16 protein-coding genes and 1 pseudogene are annotated in these 19,205 nt (G+C 53.3%); 5 read left to right on the top strand and 12 right to left on the bottom strand.

What is annotated here, in order from left to right:
* Positions 1-21 precede the first annotated feature (21 nt).
* From KP806_RS23145 to KP806_RS23125, 5 genes are all read right to left on the bottom strand, one after another.
* Positions 22-354, bottom strand: coding sequence for a 4Fe-4S dicluster domain-containing protein (locus KP806_RS23145; RefSeq protein ID WP_224726120.1), 333 nt, complete (start codon positions 352-354; stop codon positions 22-24).
* Complete coding sequence (locus KP806_RS23140) at positions 351-1,961, bottom strand: FAD-dependent oxidoreductase (protein ID WP_224726119.1); 1,611 nt, start codon at positions 1,959-1,961, stop codon at positions 351-353. The genes KP806_RS23145 and KP806_RS23140 overlap by 4 nt, the downstream gene beginning before the upstream one ends.
* A 75-nt stretch (positions 1,962-2,036) precedes the next feature.
* On the bottom strand, positions 2,037-2,882 hold the full coding sequence (locus KP806_RS23135) for an ABC transporter permease (RefSeq protein ID WP_224726118.1): 846 nt from the start codon (positions 2,880-2,882) through the stop codon (positions 2,037-2,039).
* 15 nt (positions 2,883-2,897) lie between these two features.
* Positions 2,898-3,680, bottom strand: coding sequence for an ABC transporter permease (locus KP806_RS23130; RefSeq protein WP_224726139.1), 783 nt, complete (start codon positions 3,678-3,680; stop codon positions 2,898-2,900).
* Between the two features lie 44 nt (positions 3,681-3,724).
* Positions 3,725-4,501 carry an ABC transporter ATP-binding protein gene (locus tag KP806_RS23125; protein WP_224726117.1) on the bottom strand — a complete coding sequence of 259 codons (777 nt, stop codon included), beginning with the start codon at positions 4,499-4,501 and terminating at the stop codon, positions 3,725-3,727.
* 345 nt (positions 4,502-4,846) lie between these two features.
* Here KP806_RS23125 and KP806_RS23120 point away from each other — a divergent pair, with 345 nt between their 5' ends.
* The 5 genes and pseudogenes from KP806_RS23120 (at position 4,847) to KP806_RS23105 (ending at position 7,662) form a co-directional block, all read left to right on the top strand.
* Positions 4,847-5,065, top strand: coding sequence for a hypothetical protein (locus tag KP806_RS23120; protein WP_224726116.1), 219 nt, complete (start codon positions 4,847-4,849; stop codon positions 5,063-5,065).
* Positions 5,062-5,190: a VOC family protein gene (locus KP806_RS27690; RefSeq protein WP_263575845.1), complete on the top strand. Its 129-nt coding sequence runs from the start codon at positions 5,062-5,064 to the stop codon at positions 5,188-5,190. Before KP806_RS23120 ends, KP806_RS27690 begins: the two co-directional genes overlap by 4 nt.
* 124 nt (positions 5,191-5,314) lie before the next feature.
* Positions 5,315-6,028 (top strand): HAD family hydrolase, encoded by a 714-nt coding sequence (locus KP806_RS23115; RefSeq protein ID WP_224726115.1) that lies wholly within the window; start codon positions 5,315-5,317, stop codon positions 6,026-6,028.
* Between the two features lie 84 nt (positions 6,029-6,112).
* Positions 6,113-7,061: pseudogene (locus KP806_RS23110) on the top strand (hypothetical protein).
* A gap of 130 nt (positions 7,062-7,191) precedes the next feature.
* Entirely contained in the window at positions 7,192-7,662 is a 471-nt protein-coding gene (locus KP806_RS23105; protein ID WP_224726114.1) for a hypothetical protein, read from the top strand.
* A gap of 140 nt (positions 7,663-7,802) precedes the next feature.
* Here the strand turns inward: KP806_RS23105 and KP806_RS23100 are convergent, their stop codons facing one another.
* The 7 genes from KP806_RS23100 to KP806_RS23070 form a co-directional block, all read right to left on the bottom strand.
* Positions 7,803-8,297 carry a DinB family protein gene (locus KP806_RS23100; protein WP_224726138.1) on the bottom strand — a complete coding sequence of 165 codons (495 nt, stop codon included), beginning with the start codon at positions 8,295-8,297 and terminating at the stop codon, positions 7,803-7,805.
* Positions 8,298-9,113: 816 nt separating this feature from the next.
* A complete protein-coding gene (locus tag KP806_RS23095) occupies positions 9,114-11,927 on the bottom strand; it encodes a glycoside hydrolase family 2 TIM barrel-domain containing protein (RefSeq protein ID WP_224726113.1) in 2,814 nt (937 codons plus the stop codon).
* A 20-nt stretch (positions 11,928-11,947) separates the two neighbouring features.
* Positions 11,948-13,570 carry a response regulator gene (locus tag KP806_RS23090; RefSeq protein WP_224726112.1) on the bottom strand — a complete coding sequence of 541 codons (1,623 nt, stop codon included), beginning with the start codon at positions 13,568-13,570 and terminating at the stop codon, positions 11,948-11,950.
* A complete protein-coding gene (locus KP806_RS23085; RefSeq protein ID WP_224726111.1) occupies positions 13,567-15,351 on the bottom strand; it encodes a cache domain-containing sensor histidine kinase in 1,785 nt (594 codons plus the stop codon). Before KP806_RS23085 ends, KP806_RS23090 begins: the two co-directional genes overlap by 4 nt.
* Positions 15,352-15,447: 96 nt before the next feature.
* The gene (locus KP806_RS23080; protein ID WP_224726110.1) at positions 15,448-17,145 is read right to left on the bottom strand and encodes a type 2 periplasmic-binding domain-containing protein; all 1,698 of its coding nucleotides are present in this window, start codon (positions 17,143-17,145) and stop codon (positions 15,448-15,450) included.
* An 80-nt stretch (positions 17,146-17,225) separates the two neighbouring features.
* A complete protein-coding gene (locus tag KP806_RS23075; protein ID WP_224726109.1) occupies positions 17,226-18,122 on the bottom strand; it encodes a carbohydrate ABC transporter permease in 897 nt (298 codons plus the stop codon).
* A gap of 6 nt (positions 18,123-18,128) precedes the next feature.
* Positions 18,129-19,022: an ABC transporter permease gene (locus KP806_RS23070; RefSeq protein ID WP_224726108.1), complete on the bottom strand. Its 894-nt coding sequence runs from the start codon at positions 19,020-19,022 to the stop codon at positions 18,129-18,131.
* Between the last annotated feature and the right edge of the window lie 183 nt (positions 19,023-19,205).

Genomic DNA, 19,205 nt, shown 5'->3' with positions numbered 1-19,205 from the left:
TCCAGTCTCCGCACACGTTCGTTAAAATCTTGTTTTCACAGCCAATTGATACATATATTCATGACTGGACACAGGCTTTCTTCCCGGTCCCCAGCCGACCTTCTCCCGGTAGCCGCCTAGCAGCCCCTGCTGCTCAACCTCCTTCTCGCTTATTTGAATGGCAGCTTCCGCATCCGGCGACACATAGAGCGCATCTACCGGGCAATACAGCTCGCACATAAAGCAGGTTTGGCAGTCGCTTTGCCGCGCGATGACCGGGATGCCGTTCTCTACGCGGTCAAAAACATTCGTAGGGCATACATGAACACACTGGTTACAAGAGACGCATTTGGATTCGCTGATGATTTCAATCAATGGATGACGGCCTCCTTCTGAACTTCCTGCGGCTTGACCCATACCTGATCCAGCCCGCCGCTGACCAACCGGTGATGCTGCTCATTGTCCAATTGCGGGAAGTCTTCCCGTTTGTGCATTCCTCTCGTTTCGGTACGAACGCGTGCCGAATGATACATCCAACGCGCGGTCGCGGTCATGGCCGCCGCTTCGCGGGTTTTGACCCCATCGGAATCCAGGGTTACGGCTTTGCTGCGCAGCTCGTTCCAGATCCCGTCGAGGCGTTCGATCGAACCATCCAGCCCTTTCTCCGTTCTGAACAGGTTGCGATCGTACGGCATCACTTCCTCCTGGACGGAACGAACGTATTCCTCCGTCTTGCGTGATGCGGATTGATCCGCCGCTTTGGCGGAAAGCGGAGAGGAGGATAAGCCTTTCAAACGGCGGAATTCCTTTTTCAAGCCGAGGTTTAGAGCATAGACGGCCGCCCCTTCACCTGCGAACGATCCCGATGACATTGCCCAAGCCGCATTATGGCTTCCGCCGCCGGTGAAGCCGCCGCAGATCAGCTCGCGTGTTGCGGCGTCGCCGGCGGCATATAATCCGGGCACTTTGGTGGCGCAGTGCTCGCCGGCGATATGAATGCCTCCGGTACCCCGTACGGTTCCTTCCAAACGGAGCGTGACCGGGAACTTGTCTTTGAACGGATCGATGCCGAGCCGGTCGAACGGCAGGAAGAAGTTGGTCTGCCCGACGCGCAGCAGCGGCTGAATATCTTCCGGAGCCTGATCGAGTCTCGCATATACTTGCCTTCCTTGCTGTAAGTTGCGGGCGATAATCGAACGGCCCTTCTGCGATCCCGCTCCTTCCACAACCGAACCGTCCTCATAATAGAAGCTGGCGTATTTGTAATAGGCCGTTTTGGTCACCGACGAGAATGTGGGTGAAATCGCGTAAGCATTCGAAAATTCCATTCCCGAAAGCTCCGCTCCGGCTTCCGCGGCGAGCAAGTATCCGTCTCCCGTCAGTACGTTGCAGCCAAGCGCCTTGCTGAGGAAGGCGCATCCGCCGGAGGCGATAACGACCGCCCCTGCGTGCACGGTCCAGGTGCCCCCCGCTTGCGTACGGACGCCGGTCGCTCCGCCAACGCCATGCTCATCCGCCAGCAGTTCGAGCGCGGGACTGTGGTCCAAAATTTTAACGCCGGATTTCTGCGCCTTTTTGCGCATCAGCTTCATATATTCCGGCCCTTGAAGCCCCCTCCGGTATTGGGTGCCGTTCTCATCATTCGGAAACGGATAACCCCATTCAGCGATTTTGTTCATGTTCTCGTAGGTCCGGTCGAGCACCCGATCCATCCAGCTATTTTCCGCCAGATGGCCTCCCAGCCCGAAACGGCTTTGCTTTGCCTCTTCACGCAGCTCTGCGTCCGGCTTGACGTACCACACCCCCGTACCCGAAGGCGCCGTGGCGCCGCTCGATCCGCAGTATCCTTTATCCACAAGCACTACCTTCGCACCTTTGGATGCCGCCGTAATCGCCGCCCACGTGCCCGCAGGTCCCCCGCCAATGACCAATACATCGGCAACCAACTGAAGATCGGCCGCCTTTACACTCGCTACACTCATTCTCCTTGCCTCCTATTTTTTCATTATTGATCTATGGAGCACATCTGCCTCTTCGGCAAACGGAACCAGCCCGGCTTATCCCTTGTAACTGTCCCTCCAGTGCAGCCAGCGCCGTTCCAACAACCGCACGAAGGAATCGAACAGCTTGCCGACGATTGCGAAAATAAGGACCCCGACAAAAATAACTTCCGTCGTCGAGTTCTGCTTGCCGATGTTGATCAGAAATCCGATACCCGATTGCGAACCGATCAACTCGGCGACAACGAGGCCGAGCCATGAGACGGCCAGGGAAAGCCTCACTCCGAGCAGGATATTCGGCAAAGCGGCGGGTAAGATGAGACGTGTAATTTGTTTAAACCGGCTGAATTCCAGCACGCCCGCGACGTCGAAGAGGCGGTTATCTACGCTGCGTATTCCCGCGAACGTGTTGATATACATCGGGAAGAACGCCCCGTTTGCGATAATGAACACTTTGGACGTCTCACCGAATCCGAACCATAAAATGATGAGCGGCGCAAGCGCCAGATGCGGCACCATTCGCAGCATTTGGAAGCTTGGATCGAGCGTATGCTCCGCTTTCCGGGAAAATCCGACGAGCAGGCCGAACAGCAGGCCCAAGCTGCCCCCTATGGCGAAGCCGGCTGCCGCCCGCTGTATGCTGATGCTCAAATTGACGGCTAATTCGCCTGACAGGATCATCTCTTTAAATGACTCCAGAATCATGGCCGGCGTGGGAAGGAAGAAGGTTGAAATCAGCCCGAGCTTGCCCGCAAGCTGCCAGACCATCACTATCATTACAGGAAGAATCGCTCCGATCATAGAATCATTTAATCTAGCTTTCCATTTCAAGCCGGACCAAGAGGATTTCCGTTCCTTTGTTCTTCTTATCGGCTGGACAAGCATTTCCGCCCGGTTGCTCATAACGATGCATTCCTCCTAGCCTTGATAATTGTCGCGCCACTTCAGCCACCTGCGTTCCATCAGACGGACGAGTGAATCGGCCAGCTTCCCCACGACTGCGAAAATGATAATGCCGACAAACACGACCGGCGTCTTGCTGAACTGCCTCGCATCCGACATCAGGTAGCCGATTCCCGAGGTAGAGGCCATGAGCTCCGCTACAACCAGTCCGAGCCAAGAGATTCCGACCGAGAGGCGCACACCCAGAAGGATGTTCGGCAGCGCCGCCGGAATGACAAGCCGGATCAGCTGCTTAAGCCGGCTGAAGCCGAGCACCCTCGCCACTTCAAACAGCTTGTTGTCTACATTGCGGATACCGAGAAAGGCATTGATATACAGCGGAAAAAAGGCGCCTTTGGCAATAAGCAGCACTTTCGATTCTTCCCCGATTCCGAACCAGATGACGAACAGCGGCGCTACCGCCAGGCTCGGAACCATCCGAAGCATCTGTATGGTTGGATCGAATGCCCGCTCCGTCCGGCGGAACAGTCCTGCAAGAATACCGCACAGAAGCCCGAACCCGCCGCCAAGAATAAAACCAAGCGCCGCGCGGGCAACGCTGATCCGGAAGTGCTCCCACAGCTCACCTGTGGCGGCAAGCTTGCCGAAAGCTTTGGCAATCGTTACAGGCGTAGGGAACAACAAGGTCGAGATAACCCCAAGTCCGCCCAGCACCTGCCAGAAAACAAGAAGCGCGAGGGGGAGAATCGAACCCAGCAGAAAAACCGTCGTTCGCTTGTAGCCTCCGGGCTTCGTCATATCGGTCGATGCGCTCATTCCAGTACCTCCCTTTCTTTTGGCCGCTAGATGCCTGCGCCATTGTCGACCAGCTCCAGTTCCTCGATTTTCTCGAATTCGCCGATTACCTTAAATCGCAGCTCCTGAAAGGCGGCACTCGATTTTTTACGGGGAAACAACAGCTCCACGGGGACAATTTTCTGAACGGTTCCGGGACGCGGCTTTAAAATAACGATCCGGTTGGCCAGAAATACCGCTTCGTCAATGTCATGAGTGACAAAAATCATCGTCGTTTTGTTCTGCTGCCAAATATCGAGAAGCACCTCCTGCATATGCGCTCTCGTGAAGGCGTCAAGCGCGCCGAAGGGCTCATCGAGCAGCAATACCTTCGGATTGCGGAGCAGCGCCCGGGCTATAGCTACCCTTTGGGCCATCCCTCCGGACAGCTCGCGCGGATACGATTTTTCGAATCCCTTCAAACGTACAAGCTCGATCAGCTCATCCACCTTTTTACGGATTTCCGGTTTATGCAGGGACAAATCGGCAGCGATGTTTTTCTCGACCGTCAGCCAAGGGAACAAGCGGGGCTCTTGAAAAATAAATCCCTTCTCAATGCCCGGCCCGGTCACATCCCGGTCATTCAGCTTCACGCTGCCGTCATATTCGACGTCGAGACCGGCTACGATTTTGAGCAGCGTGCTTTTTCCGCAGCCGCTCGGGCCGATGACGGTGATGAATTCCCCTTCTTTCACCGCCAGATTGATATTTTGAAGAGCCGAAACGGAGCCTTTGCCTGAATGAAAAGTTTTGCTGAGCTGCCGGATGTCGAGTAACGTGCTCATAAGCTTCATCCTTTCTCTCGTCCATTAAATAGGAACAAAAAAAGGCATTCTCATGGTGTGAGAATGCCTCCGTCGGAACGGTCGACCTTACGTAATGGGGTCAATATCGTTATTCCGTATATTCACAGTATATTAGTTGGCATTAACATAACAAGAAAGCGCGATGCTGTCAATGTGTTTTTTACAAAAGCATATAGCAATCGAGAAGAAACAACGCCGTCCTTGCGGCTATGATATTTTAAACGTAAGGCCAGTCCAAAACCTAAATAAGAAAGGATGTTTGCAAATGGGAGCGTTGAAGCCGTATCTCATGTCGGAGGATGCAAGAAACAAGCGGAGTTTTATGTGAATGCGCTAGGAGGCGAAATTGTTTCCGTCATTACCCATGAAGAGGCAATGGGAGCGCAGAACGAGTACAAGGACAAAATCATGCATATGTGTGTGGCCCTGCCCGGCAGCAGCAACATCTTTATGGCCGATGCAATAGAACCGTTTCAGCATGGAACCGGCGTGTATCTGTCTCTCGAATTTCAGTCCGAAGCCGAGGGCGCAAAGCGTTCTTGAATCTCGCTGAAGCCGGCCAAGTGAAATATCCGTTCGAATTTCAGCCGTTCGGTATCTTCTTGGGCGAGCTTAAGGATCGATTCGGCGTACTATGGATGATTACGGCGGAACCGAAAGCGGAATAAGGCGAACGGTCCGAGCGAACCGTTAAAACCGTCAAAAGAAACGGCCAAATCAATTTATGAGGTCATTTAAAACTTTCAGGTCGACCTCCTAATACGATTTGGCAGTTTTTCGCGGAGGTCCTTAATGGAAATATTCCTGGATTTCTATGGCACCCTTGTTTATGAAGATGATGAAATGATCCCTATTGTTTGTGAGCATGTAAGATCGTCATCAAAAACAATCTGCGAGGTCAAGGATATTGGGGATTATTGGTGGAAAGTATTGTCGGCAGCATTTCGCAATAGTTATGGCGATACTTTCAAAACACAGCGAAACCTGGGAATTTCCTCCCTTTCAGAGACCATACAGAACTACAATTCAAGCTGTGTTGCGGAAGACATTATACAGATCCAATTCGACCATTGGCAAAAGCCTGAAATTTTCGACGACACAAAACCTTTTTTACAATCGTTACATGGACTAACGACAGTTATCCTCTCTAACATAGATACCAAGGACATCCATGAAGCAAAAAGATACCATGGTATCCATGTTAATGATGTAATAACCAGTGAGGACGTTAAGTCCTACAAACCTAATCCGGAGTTATTTCAAGAAGCTCTACGAAGATTTAATTTAAATTCAAACGAGGTTATTCATATTGGAGATTCTCTATCAAGTGATGTAAGCGGGGCACAGAATGTGGGGATCAAAGCGATTTGGCTGAATAGGTTCCATAAAAGAACGCCTGATGGTATAATCCCGGACTACATATGCAAGGACTTGTTTGAAGTGAGGGATGTTTTGAACAATTTATTACGGGCATGCAACAACCCTATGTACAAAATCGTCTATTAAAGTAGGCTTCGCAAAGCTAAACACTAAACAAAAATGTAATTACAAATATTTTTTGAAATTACAAAAAAAGCAGGTGGTGACGGCATGACAATGGCAGAGCAGCGGTCCTCACGAATAATGAAGCTGCGTAGAATCTTTGGTTATGGTGCCGCCATAGCGGTGACGCCGTATCTGCTGATCAAAATTATCTGGACAATCGGTCTCTTCCTTCCGACCGAGCAAATGGGCGAAGCCAGTTGGCGCGCGATCAACGCAGCAACCGCGGTTGTCGCTGCGGTCGGTATCCTGCTGGCGTTGGCGTTCAGCAGGCCGTGGGGTGAGCGGCTGCCCGCGTGGCTGGTGGCCCTGCCCGTGTGGTTGGGCACCGGACTGCTCGTCCCCATGTTGTTGCTGGCGCCGGTGCTCGGCCCGGCCGCCATAAACCGGGACAAGGGAGCAGGCGCCGCCGACTTCTGGGCATACGAGCAGATCTTCGTCATCATCTCGCTGGTTGGAGTCGGCATTTGCCTGCCGCTTGCCCTGGCAGGGTACGCCAAGGCGCGGTGGCCCGAGGCGCTGGGCGGTCCGACCGACTACGCGGAACTGCCGGGACACACCCGGCAGTTACAAATCACTCTAGCCAGACTCGTTGCGGTCGGCTGCATTCTGCTCGGCCTCATCAAGGTATTCTGGGCGGCGGGCGCCACCACACATCCCGGACATGCTGGATGACCGGGATGTGTGGTGGCGCCTGCTGACGTTGAGTACCGGCGTTTGGGCCTTCGTGGGGGCGTGGGGCCTGCTGGTGCTTGCATTCCGCCGTGGATCGCGGAGGTTCCTGCCTCCCCTGGCGGCGGCATGGATCTCGTCGGGAATGCTCTTCTCTTACAACCTCTTTTCCGCCATTCGCCCGGATTCGCAATACTCCCCGGAGTACCCGCTGGCACGGGTCTTGACCACGGAGGCCGGCATAATTTTGGGTTTGATGATGGGGATAATAATCCTGCTAGTGCTGCATGACCGCCGGCGCGCTTTGCGCGGCGAGTTGATTTGAAGTGACTAAGAGGTGACAACGTGAAGCTGCGGGTATTATTCGTGTTCGTATTTTGTTTGACCGCAATCATCCCTTCGGCACTCGGGCTCAGGCTTTGTCCTGTGTAAAGATCGGAGGTCCCCATGAGCAATTGGATTATTTTGATGGAGCAGTTTTCGGCGTTGTTAAGAATGTCAAGAGTGACATTAAGCAAGAGGGTTTTATAGGAACGAAAGAACACGTTAGAAACATTCTCATCGAAGTAAAACAAAGCTGGAAAATGGAGTTAAATTCCCAAATCATTGTGTCGACCGATTACACCTGGGGATTTGATTTTCAGGAAGGGAAATCTTATTTAATTTACGTGTATGAGGATGAGGACAAAGGGAGTCTATTCAGCAGTCCTTGCAGTGCGACCTATCAAATGGATGATGTGTCTGAAGCAACGAAGCTGCTCGGGTCCGGCGGTCTCCAACCGGGAAAAGAAGTTAATCTGGATTATAAAATGTGGTTTATGACAGATAAAGATTTTGATATTTATATTGTTGCGGGGGCAGCTTCGCTTGTGGCTGGAATGGCGGTTTATTTGGTGAGAAGAAGAAAACGGCCAAGGAGCACATAACTGGAGTTAGCGGCCGAAACAGCAGCGGCCGAATAAGACTTTATTTTCACGTCTTATTCGGCCGCTGTTTCTTTTATTGAACAGTCAAAAACATTATTAAATACTTGCCGATCCTATACGACTTTTCTGCGTGTCTTTACTCACTTGCCGTCATCGGCCGAAGGACCGTAGGCGCCCGGCACCGGAATATCGAGAAGCCGCAAATAAACCCCAAGCTGCGCCCGGTGGTGGACCATGTGGCTTAATCCGAAGGTGCGAAGCGCGATCGCCCGCGGCTGGCGCAGGATGATATGGTCGCCGTTCCGCAAGGTCCATTCCTCGCCGAGGGTTTTCTCGTCAGATTCGGCGATCAGCTTTCCAAGCTTGTCGACGTTCGCATCGAATTCCTTCAACACGTCTTCGCGTCTTTCCAAAGCTTCCCGGCGTTGAGGCACGGTCGAAAGATCGAATTCCGGGTAAAGAAAAATCGCAGCTTGCCAGTTTAACAGGTTGATCAGGTGCGTGACCAACCCGCCCAACGTCATCGATTTCACATGCGGCTTCCACGTCATATGCTCCTCGGGCAAGCGCTCCAGGATGCGGCGCGTAGTGTTCAGTTCATGCATGGCGTCTCCGACGATCAGTTGTTTCATAATTAGCTCCTCTCTCATTCTTATTTGAAATGTGCTCTATTCTATACTAGCATATATTCCCAATTATGAGGTGCTTTGACCCGAAAAAATCGTTCTAAAGTTTTATCATTTATTTAATGAAATCCACTGTAAAATTTAACTAAAATGTGTTACATCAGATAAAGGTAATTGTATATAGTAAATGATGTTAAATGATTTTGACCCTTGCTCTTTTGGTATCATGAGGCGCTAAGAAAACCGGGTTCCGATCCCATAAAATAACCCCGCCGCGCAAGACGCGAAAACAAACCAGGCTTCTCTAAGAGAGTCCTGATTTGTTTTCGTGTCTGAGTATGATAGAAACGGACAACAAGCTGTCTGCTCCCCCCGAACCTTCCTCCTCGGCCAGACAAGTAACTGGATTTAGTGTATTTATTTCGTAGAATTCGTAGATTTCAAGAGAATAACTGGATTATATGTGTCTAATTAGGACGGATGGCCTCGAATTAGCCCTTACGCCTTGATTTAGATACCGGAAATCCAGTTATTTCGCAGGAAAACAAGTTTCCGCCGAATTTAGATACATAAAATCCAGTTACGCGCGGCGGGCGTACCTGTGAGGATTGTGCGAATTAACGCGCAAGCGAGAATAAACGCCTATGACGACCTTTAACTGCCCGCGCCTCCACATCCTCCCAGCCATCCCCCTCACTCATCCCTGCACACGTCTTCCTGAGCAAAGGGGATAATGGACCCTTTTTCAAAATACCCATTCACTCCAGCGTTCACGCACGCTCCCTGCAGAGCCTTCTTCCAGCCCGAGCCAAAGAAGCTCCTCCTTTAAAAAATACCCCTAAGCTCGTCCAAACCGAGCTCGGCCTTCGGATCGAAGTCGTCCGATTTCATATATTCGGTCACGCTGTGCAGAAACTGCCTGCCCTCCGGCGTCGTCACGAATTGTTCGTAGTCCAGCGCACTCACGAGCGCCCGGCCGTTCAAGACGCGGCATTCGAACAGAAGGCCGAGCTTATGGTTACGCTCAAAGTTGTCGATCGTCTGCACGATCGGCTCCAAACTCCGCGGCATATCGTCCATAATAATCGAGCTGGAGTTCGATACGATGCTCCACCAAGGATAAGTGGAGTGCGCCTCACTCGGGAAGGACTTGAACACAGGATGCCCCTTATCGATCAGCAAGCCCATCGTCCCGATCGGCACCGGCTTGTTCATACTCTCCGAAATGGAACGGAACATCGGATAACACCAGAAGTCCGTACAATAGGTTCCCTCAATAGAACGGGATACACGGTCCGGCCTCGGCAGAAGCAGAATATCCTTTCCCTCCTCAAGCAAGGAAACCGCTTCGTCCGTCAGCTCCGTGAACAGGGAAATGCCTTTCAAATCGGCCGATACTCCCTGCGGATAGATCCAGATGTCGTACGTCTTCCAAATGTCCGTACCGGCGATCGACAAAGACAGAACGGCTTTTGTCATCGCGGCGACGTTCGGCATACTCACCCGGATGTCGCAAATCCCGATATGATTGTCGCCAGCACTTGCCGGAGGAATTGCCGCCTCTCCACGCGCAAATAGCTCCTCCCCGCTGCGCAGCTCCCAATGAAGCTCGCTCGCCACAAGAGGCTCTTCCCTAAATAAGCTTAATTCGACACGCGCTTCAAACCGCTCACCGGCTTCGTAATTATACTTCTCGAACCGGGCCAGCAGCACGGCATCCGAACAGAAGCTGCGCCACTCCTCCGGCGATACGAAGCCTTTCGAATCCATGAAAGCATCCAGAATGCCGACCAGCGCCGTCCCCTGCCCGCTGAAATCCTGAAGGTCCAGCAGTTGAAAGCCTGCAAGCCGCCGCGACCGGAATGCAGCCTCCAGCTCTTCCTTATAGCAGGCGACCGCGAGCCTGCCCGTGCTCTTGAAAAACTTGCCCGCCAAATGCCCCATCCCTTTCGCTTCAAGGCGCTCACGGAACGCCGCCAAGTTCCTCGCCTTCAAGGGACCCGTATATTTGGCGGTCTCATCGAAATTCGGGTAGAACGCATATTGCCCGATTTCATGCGAAAGGACCGGAATGTGCGGAACCAGCTCCTCGCCGACGGCCGCCGCTTTGACGGACCTTGCCTCGGTGCCGTATTGGATCTGGATGACCTCCTCGGCGCCATCCGCAGCCTCTTCCCGCCGCAGCGTCGCAACAGGCACGATCTGCCCGTCATAATCCTTCATCGTGCCCGGCCGGTCGGTCTGCACATGCCCCTGCGGCGCATCGCACATCGCATAGGAGCCTCTGAACAGACGATCCTTCGAGAACCGGACGCCGCAGAAGAAATCCTCCTGCTCCAGAATTTCCGGAACGAACTGGAAATTATTTGATCCCTGCGTATACAAATGCCTGTCGTCGAACGCTTTATATGTTTTCAAAATATGATTAAGTCTGGATTTGCTCCCCCACAGCTCGTTCCCGAGCGACATCATCACGAAGGAAGGATGGTTCCCGAAGGCCTTCAGCATTGCGTAACCCTCGCCGATCAGGTAATCCTGCTCCTCCTGATTGTGATTCTCGTAGGTTTCGTCGGTAACCGTTCCCCAAAACGGCAGCTCCGGCTCCATATAGACCCCTAGCATGTCCGCGGCGATAAAAGCGGCTTCGGGAGGGCAGCAGGTATGAAAGCGGTAATGATTAATGCCGTAAGATTTTGAGATTCCGAGAACCCGGAGCCACTCCTCCACATCGGTCGGCGCATAGCCGGTAAGCGGGAAAATCAGGCCGTCATGCTTGCCGCGCAGCAGCGTCTTCGTTCCGTTGATCGTAAACTTGTCTCCCGCCGCTTTGAACTCCCGCAAACCGACAATTAACTCTTCGGTATCCATCCGCTCTCCTTCTTCCCCGATCAAGCTGATCTTCAGCTTGTACAGGCTCGGATGCTCGTCGCTCCACAGCAGCGCATCCTGACCCATTGCGAACGTCACCTCGACCGTTTCCGCAGTCACCTCGAATACCTGTTCTTCAATCGCATGTACCTGCCCGCCGCCGCTCGCGCTTTCAGCTGAAACGGCTACCCGCTTCCCGCCGACGTCCCCAACCAGGTCCGCTTTAATAACCATTGCCCGATCCGCAAGCTTCGGATAAGCTTGTACATGATCGAGATAGGTGTCGGCATAAAACTGAAGCTCCATCCGCCCGGTAATGCCGTTCCAATTCGTTTGCGTGTCGCCCGAGGTGAGATGGCCGCCTTTGGTCGGATAGCCGGTGTTGTCCACACGAATCGTCAGCCTCTGCCGTCCTTTGCCAAGCCGGCCCGTCAGCTCATAGCGATGAGGAGTGCTCAAGCTGTTCTGCGTGCCCATTTCCTCCTCGCCGACCCATACGGTCGTGATCCGCGTGCGCTCCAGAAATAAATAACAAGGCTTGCCCGCGAGATGCTCCGGAATGTCAATTTCTCTTGAAAACCAGGCATACCCTTCGAACGCATACTCATCCGTCAATGCGCCCAGCTTTACAGCCTCGTTCTTTTCCCCTTTTCCCGCATGCGACGTCGTATTCGGCAAATCGATCGTATCCCAGTACGGGAGCTGCAGTCCCCGTTTTTCGCCGTCCAATTGCAATTTCCACTTTCCGTCAAGACTGATCCTCTCAAGCATATGCCAGCAACCTCTTTCTTTTATTTGCCATAGTGATAATCCCGGTATTCCTGAGGCGCGAAGCCCGTTACCTTCTTGAACAAATACGAGAAATACGCCGTCGTCTGAAAGCCTACCTGCTCCGCCACCTCGTACACTTTAATATTCGGGTCCTTCAGCAGCTCTTTGGCTTTGTTCATGCGTGTCTCTTGAACGAAATCGGAGATGGTGTGGCCGGTTTCTTTTTTGAACAGAACGCTCAAATAGCTCGCATTCAATTGAAATTGCTCCGCCAGCTGCTTCACGGTCACGTTGTCCCGCAGACGGTCCTCGATATACCGCTCGATTCTGGAAATGAGATGGTGCTGCTGTGCAGCTTGCTCCTTCCGCCCAAGCCGGCCGTAACGGTCAAAATATTCGAGAACGACCTCCCGAACCTCGGACGAGCCGCTACAGTCGATCAGCCTCTGCCACATCTGGACCGTCATATCGCCGTCCGAATCCTTCGACCGCTTGAACTTCCTCGCCAGCTCGCTGATGAGCCCCATGCCGAACGCCTGCACGTAGGAGAAGGAAGCCGAATTCTGAAGCAGCAGCATGTCAAAAATATGGTTAAAATGCGCAACTGCCTGATCGCCGCTCCCCTCCTCCAGAAGACGGACAATTTCCGGAATATCCTCCTGATTCAGTTGAAATTCGCGATAATCCGTCGCCTCGGTATGGTCGAAATAATGAACGAGTCCTCCGCCTGCCAATCTCGCTTTTGTCACCATATGCTTCACTTCCTTGTACAAAAGCGAAACCTCTTCCCATCCGCTGCACGCCCTGCTGACCCCGATCGTAACCGATACCTCGAAGCGTTCCCGTACGACATCCTGTATGAACGAAAACTGCTTCTCCGTCTTGGCCCTGTCGCTTGGCTCGGCGTTCAAATGAATGACGGCCACCTCGTCCGCCCCGGTTCTTCCGATGTACATGTTCGCGAATTCGGCCATGCCTACCTTAACGGCCCGCATCAGCCCGTCGCTGAGCATAATCCGCTGCCTGGCATCCTGGAGATGCGAGTCGGGAAGACGATCGCAGCTCAGCAGGAACAGGCGAATATGGCATTCCTCCCGCTCCGCCGAAGGCAAATCCAGCAAACGGCTCCACGAGCCTTCGAACTCCTCGATTTGCGCGCGCCCTTCTACAAGATCGTTCACGAAGCGGTCCTGCAGCACGTCGAGGCTGCCGGTCACCTTCTCCTTCAGAGCCAGCGTCTCCCGTTCGATCTGGTTTTTCTTCTCGATGGCCGTCCGGAAGGACTGCAGCTTCTCCTCCATCTCATCGGTTTTGATCGGCTTTAGCACATAGGCTTTGGCCCCGAGATGGATCGCTTCCTGAACGAACTCGAACTCGTCGTAGCCGCTGATCATCAGCGTCTGGAGCGATCCGAGACGCGGATAATCCGACTTCAGCCGGGCCAGCAGCTCGATTCCCGACATCCCCGGCATCGAGACGTCGGTGATCAGAACGTCGACCGGCTTGCCCGTAAGAACGGCGAGCGCATCCTCCCCCGATTCGGCCGTGAGGGGAGGCGCATAGCCGAGCTTCCCCCAATCGATATGGCGGATAAGCCCCTGAATCTGCATCGGTTCGTCATCGACAATTAACGCCTGAATCATCCTTCTTCACCTCGTATTCTCTCGGGACGATCCTCGCAAACGGGAATTTGGATCGAGACGACCGTCCACTCGTTCTCTGCGCTATCGATTTCAAAGCGGGCATCCGTGCCAAAATACAGCTTCAGCCTATCGCGGATATTGTTCATGCCAAACCCGTTTTTGGTTCCGTTATACCGTCCTTCGCGAATGTGCTCCAGCGCCTCCGGCGCGATCCCCTTGCCGTTATCGTGGATCTCGAAATGGACGTTATTGTCCAATTGGAACACAATCACACGGATGACGGCATCCGGCGTCCGCATAATATTGCCGTGCAAATAGCAGTTCTCGACGATCGGCTGCAGCAGCAGCTTGATTGTGTACAGCTCCATCACGTCGGGCTCCACCTGCCAGTCGACCGTTACCCGGTCCGGATAACGCAGCTGCTGAATCTCGACGTAAGCCTTCAGATGCTCGATCTCCTCGCGGATCTTCGTTATGTTATCCCTGTTGTTCAGCGCCAGCCGGTAAAAGGTGGTCATCGCATCGATGATACGAACCTGCGTCATATCCTGCATATCCATCGCCCGCCAGCGCACCAGACTAAGCGAATTATAGATAAAGTGGGGATTAATCTGCGCCTGCAGCGCCATGAACGACTGCTCGCGCTCCTTCAGATTCGCCTGCGTAATTTCCCCCACCAGCTTGCCCAGCCGGCCCGACATGTCATTGAACAGCACCTCGAGCTCGCCCAGCTCGTCGCGGTCCCTGTTCTTGACCGTCACTTCGAAATCCCCTTGCGAGATATCGGTCATCCGGGTGCCCAGCTTGCGGATGCGCCATACAATATTTTTCAAAACGGTCATGATTAAAAAAGTGGATAACAGCAAGAAAAAGGTGATTCCTATTCCCACCATAAGGAAAATCCGTCTCGACTGCTCCTCCATTTGGTCCAGGTGAACAAGCGCCGCAACGGTCCAGCCGGAATTTAGCTCGGCCGTCAGAAGCAGCTTGCCGCCTACTGCCTTCTCTGCCGCATTCGGATTGTCCCAGTAGCGCTGCAAGGAAGAGTCGGCGAGCCGCTCGCCGATCTCGCCCGGCTCTGACGAGGCGATGATGCGCTTGCCCGCATCCACGATATACAGCTCGCCCGCGCCTCCAAACGGATTGTTGAACGGCTCGGCGAAAACGTCGTTATAGTCCAGCAGCATATACACGACGCCGTAGCTGTCTCCGTATTTGCTTAAAATTTTTTGCGTGACGACGAGCTTTCGCTTATCATCCTCGGCATTCGACCAGCTTAATATGTCAGGCGATGCAACCGTCCGGTCAAACCACGCCTGCACTTCCGGCCCGGACAGCTCGGGTTTCCATAACAAACCGCCGTCCTGAACGAGCGTAGGGTTCGCATGATAAATCCGGAAATCCTCGATTCCCGGCAAATATCTGGCCGTATTTTCGAAGGAGCGGTCTACGTACTGCACGGTTTCAAGCGTCTCTTCCATGTTCGTGTAGTCGCGCGACAGCCTCGAGATCAGCTCGCCGTCGGTGGCCGTCCGGGTGGCGAGCAAGTCGTAGCTTTGCTTCTTGAAGGAGATGCTTTGGGCGCTTTGCCGCACCGCTTCTTCGATCGTCAGCATATAATTCGCCCGGGCGCTATGAAGCGCCACATAACCTGCCCCTACAGCCAGCAGGGCGGTAGGGATAAAAACGATGAGACCGTAAAGGAGAACGAATTTCCCCTTCAGGTTCATGGTGCGGGTCATGCGTATGATCCATTTCTCCAGCTGTTGTTTTAGCTTCATAACTGCCTCCCGTCCATGAACCTGTAGCTGTTGCTTCGGCCTTATCGAACAACAAACGGAGCAACCCCTTTTAGAGGGGCTGCTCCTTCATATTCCTTAAAACTCGCCATTCGCCTGAATGTCCGCCTGATAAGACTCGTGCCATTCCTGCTTCAGCTCGCTCCAGTGGCCGCGCTTCTCAAGCGCGTCCCTGAACGCCTTCCAGGCAGCCTCGAACGCCGCGTCGTCCTTGGCCATCAGAAGCTTGGCCCGGTATTCTTTGCGGATGTTTTCCAGCTCCGGCGTGTACTTCTCCCAAAGCCCGCCCTGCTTCGCCGGAACCAGATCGTAGGAATGCGCCGTGCGCACGCCGCCCATTTGGCCGATCGCTTCCGTGAACTTGGTCGTCTTGGCCGCCCCGGCCTTTCCTCCATCCGCCGTATTCCACCAAGGATACCACGTATTGCTGTAAGACGAAATCATGTACAGCTCCGGAGTAACCATGGACTTCCGGGCGGCATCGCCCGAATTCCGGTCCTTCTCGTACGCCTCATCGGTAAATTTCCATTTGCCGAGCGGCTGGTCCACCCAGTCCCAATACAGGCCGGCGGGACCTTCGTTAACGACCTGCTGCTGCTCAGGCTTCGGCTGCAAGGCATAGTCGAAAAAGGTAAGGATTTCTTCCAGATTTTTTGTTTCTTTGTTGATGTAAACGTCATACCCCGGATACGGATTAACGACTTGATTCACGCCGATCGCTTCAACGCCCTCCACTTTCGGGAACGGGATAACCTCATAATACCAAGCCGGTTCGGTCGGGCCGTCCAACGTTTCCCAGCTGCCGGGAGGAATGTTCCAGAAGGCTCCTGCATTAAGCGCGATCCGCCCACTTTTGTTTCTTTCCTGATATTGCTCTTTCTTGTTCGTTACAACCTCGGGGTCAATCAGCTGCTCGCGATACATCTTGTTCATCCATTGATACGCAGTCTTATAGTTAGGATCGTCGTAGGCAAATACGAACTCGTCGCCTTTCTTCGCGATACCAGCTCCGCCGGTCGTTACGCCAAATGCGCTCAGAACCGCGTTCTCGTCGTTATAGCTGAGCGAATCGTTCGGGTCCATGAGGAACGAGAGCGGCTGAAGCGGCTTGCCGGACTCGTCCTTCAGCTCGGCCGCCTTCCTGAGGAAGGTCTCAACGCCTTCGAGCGTCGCCAAATCCTCCAGCTTCATGCCGGCTTTCTCAACGATGTCCGTCCGTACCGTCCATGTCGTCGCGGACCAGCCCGGCCACGGATCGTCCGGGTTCTGGTCGAACCAGGTCGGAATGGACCAAATATGACCGTCCGCATCCTTCATGCGCTCCAGGTACTGCTTCGGAATCGAGGCCAGACCCGGATATTTGTCCGGCATATCGAAATATTGCTCAAGCGGCATGATGAGCTTGGAACGGCCCATCGCGCTTTTGACCGTTTCGCTCCTGTTGAAGATTGCCGCGTCCTTGAAGCCGCCCGTGTTGATCCGCAGGTTGAGCGCAGTCATTGCATCGCCTTGCGTCGCTTCGAGCTTGACGTCCACGCCGGGCTCCTTTTCTCTCCAATATTTTTGAACCAGGCTGTCGTTGTTGATTGTCGCCGACCATCCGAGCCACAGCTCGAACGCTTTCGAGCCTCCGCCGGTCTGCGAGCCCGCTCCCGATTCATTGTTTGCGGCGTTCGAATTCCCGTTGCTGCCGGATTGCGAGCACCCCGCCATAACAGCCAGCATAATCGCAAGTGTTAAGGCGATCCAGCTATTTCCCCTTTTTTTGAAGCCCATTTTACTACTCCCCTGTCTGTTCTGTATTTGGTATATCAGTATTGCCTTATACCCTGGCTGAGCTTACGTCACCTGCCGAATCACCCTTTGACCGAGCCGACAAGCACACCTTTCACAAAATACTTCTGAAGAAACGGATACACGCACAGAATCGGCAGCGCGCTGACCATGACGACCGCCATCTTGATCGACATCAGCGTAATATTTTGCATTTGCGAGCTTCTCGCCAGTGCCTCCTGATTCGTATTGGAGCCCAGGACAGCCGATATATCCGAAGCCGACAGCAGCTGCTGCAGGAAGGTTTGCACCGGAATGAGCGACTGATCGGTTACAAAGAAAGCGCCGGCGAACCAGTCGTTCCAATGCCCTACTGCCGTGAACAGCCCCAAAGCCGCCAGCATCGGCTTCGATAAAGGGATGATGATCTGCATCAGCGTGCGCACCGGCCCCGCTCCGTCAAGCTCGGCGGATTCGATCAGCGCCTCCGGTATGCCTTGGATAAACTTCAGCATGACGAACATGTTCCAGACCGAAAACAGTCCCGGCAGGACAAAAACCCAAAACGTATTGAGCAGCCCCAGATTGTTCAATTGAATGTAGAACGGGACAAGTCCGCCGTTGAACAGCATCGTAATCAGAATGTAAGTCAGAATCGATCCTCTGAGCGGCAGACTTTTGTAGGACAAGCCAAACGCGACAAGCAGCGTCACGAACAGTCCGGCGATCGTCCCTACTACCGTTCTGGCTATCGTAATCAGATAGGAATGCCGGATGACCTCATTTCCGAGCACGATCTCATAGTTAATGAGGGTAAAGGCACGCGGAATGATGTACACGCCGCCTTTGGCCGCATCCGCGCCCTCGTTGAGCGAAATGGCCAGCATATACAGGAACGGATATAGCACGGAAACGCATAGCAGAGCCAGAAGGGTGACGATAACGGTTTGTATGATTTTTTCAGATGCGGATAGTTTCATGCTCGATCACCATAATCCCTCGCCGTTTATTTTTCTGGACAGCTGGTTCGTCGTGAGCACCAGCAGCAGGCTGAGCACCGACGACAACAGGCCGATGGCCGTCGCCATTCCAAAGTACCCCTGCTGAAGTCCGCTGCGCAATACGTACGTGTCCAGCACATCCGCCACCTCCATGTTCGCCGAATTCATGAGCGGATAAATTTGATCCATTCCGACCGTAATCAGGCTCGGTATGCTGAGAATCAGCACGATCGAAATCGTCGGCAGGATGCCCGGCAGCGTAATGTGGCGGATTTGAGCCATTTTACCGGCACCTTCAACCTTCGCCGCTTCATAAAGCTGCGGATCGATCGTCGTAATGGCCGCCAGGTACAGGATCGTGTTCCAGCCGGTCTCCTTCCACAAGCCGCTGGAGATGACCATCGGCCTGAACCATTCCGTTGAGCCGAGGAAAAAAATCGGTTCGTTGCCTGTCTTTTCGACGAACTGATTGACAAGTCCGCCATCCATCGTCAGGAACGACTGCAAAATGTAGGCCACTACGATCCAGGAGAAAAAGTGAGGCAAATAGCTGACCGACTGAACGAACCGCTTGAAGGACGAGCTCATCACCTCGTTGATCATGAGCGCCAGCAGGATCGGTGCCGGAAATCCGAAAATAAATTTAAGCACGGAAATATACAAGGTGTTCTTAACGACCGTCCAAAATTGCGGCTCCTGCAAAAACGCAAAATTGTCCATTCCGATCCATGGGCTGTTCCATATGGAGGTCCCGATTTGAAAATCCCGGAACGCGACCTGGATGCCCGCCATCGGAATGTAACTGAATAAGAATAGCAGGACGACGCCCGGTAAAATCATCAGGTACTGATATCGGTATTTATAAAGCTTCGCGTACATATTCATCCTCCTCGTGTTTTCATGATAAAGGATAGCGAGGGGATTCAACCATATAACAACGATTGGTTTTATTTCGTTTTGATTAGGTGAGGTCGGATTGTTTAATTGCTGAGGCGCCCTCATAATCCTCTTTCATCTTGGAAACCATAACGTCGATCGAAAAATTGAGGGTGAGGAGGAGAT

Source organism: Paenibacillus vietnamensis, from assembly GCF_020169515.1.
Lineage (GTDB): Bacteria > Bacillota > Bacilli > Paenibacillales > Paenibacillaceae > Pristimantibacillus > Pristimantibacillus vietnamensis.
Note: the sequence above shows the minus strand (reverse complement) of the source record. Positions and strands in the feature narration are given on the sequence as shown.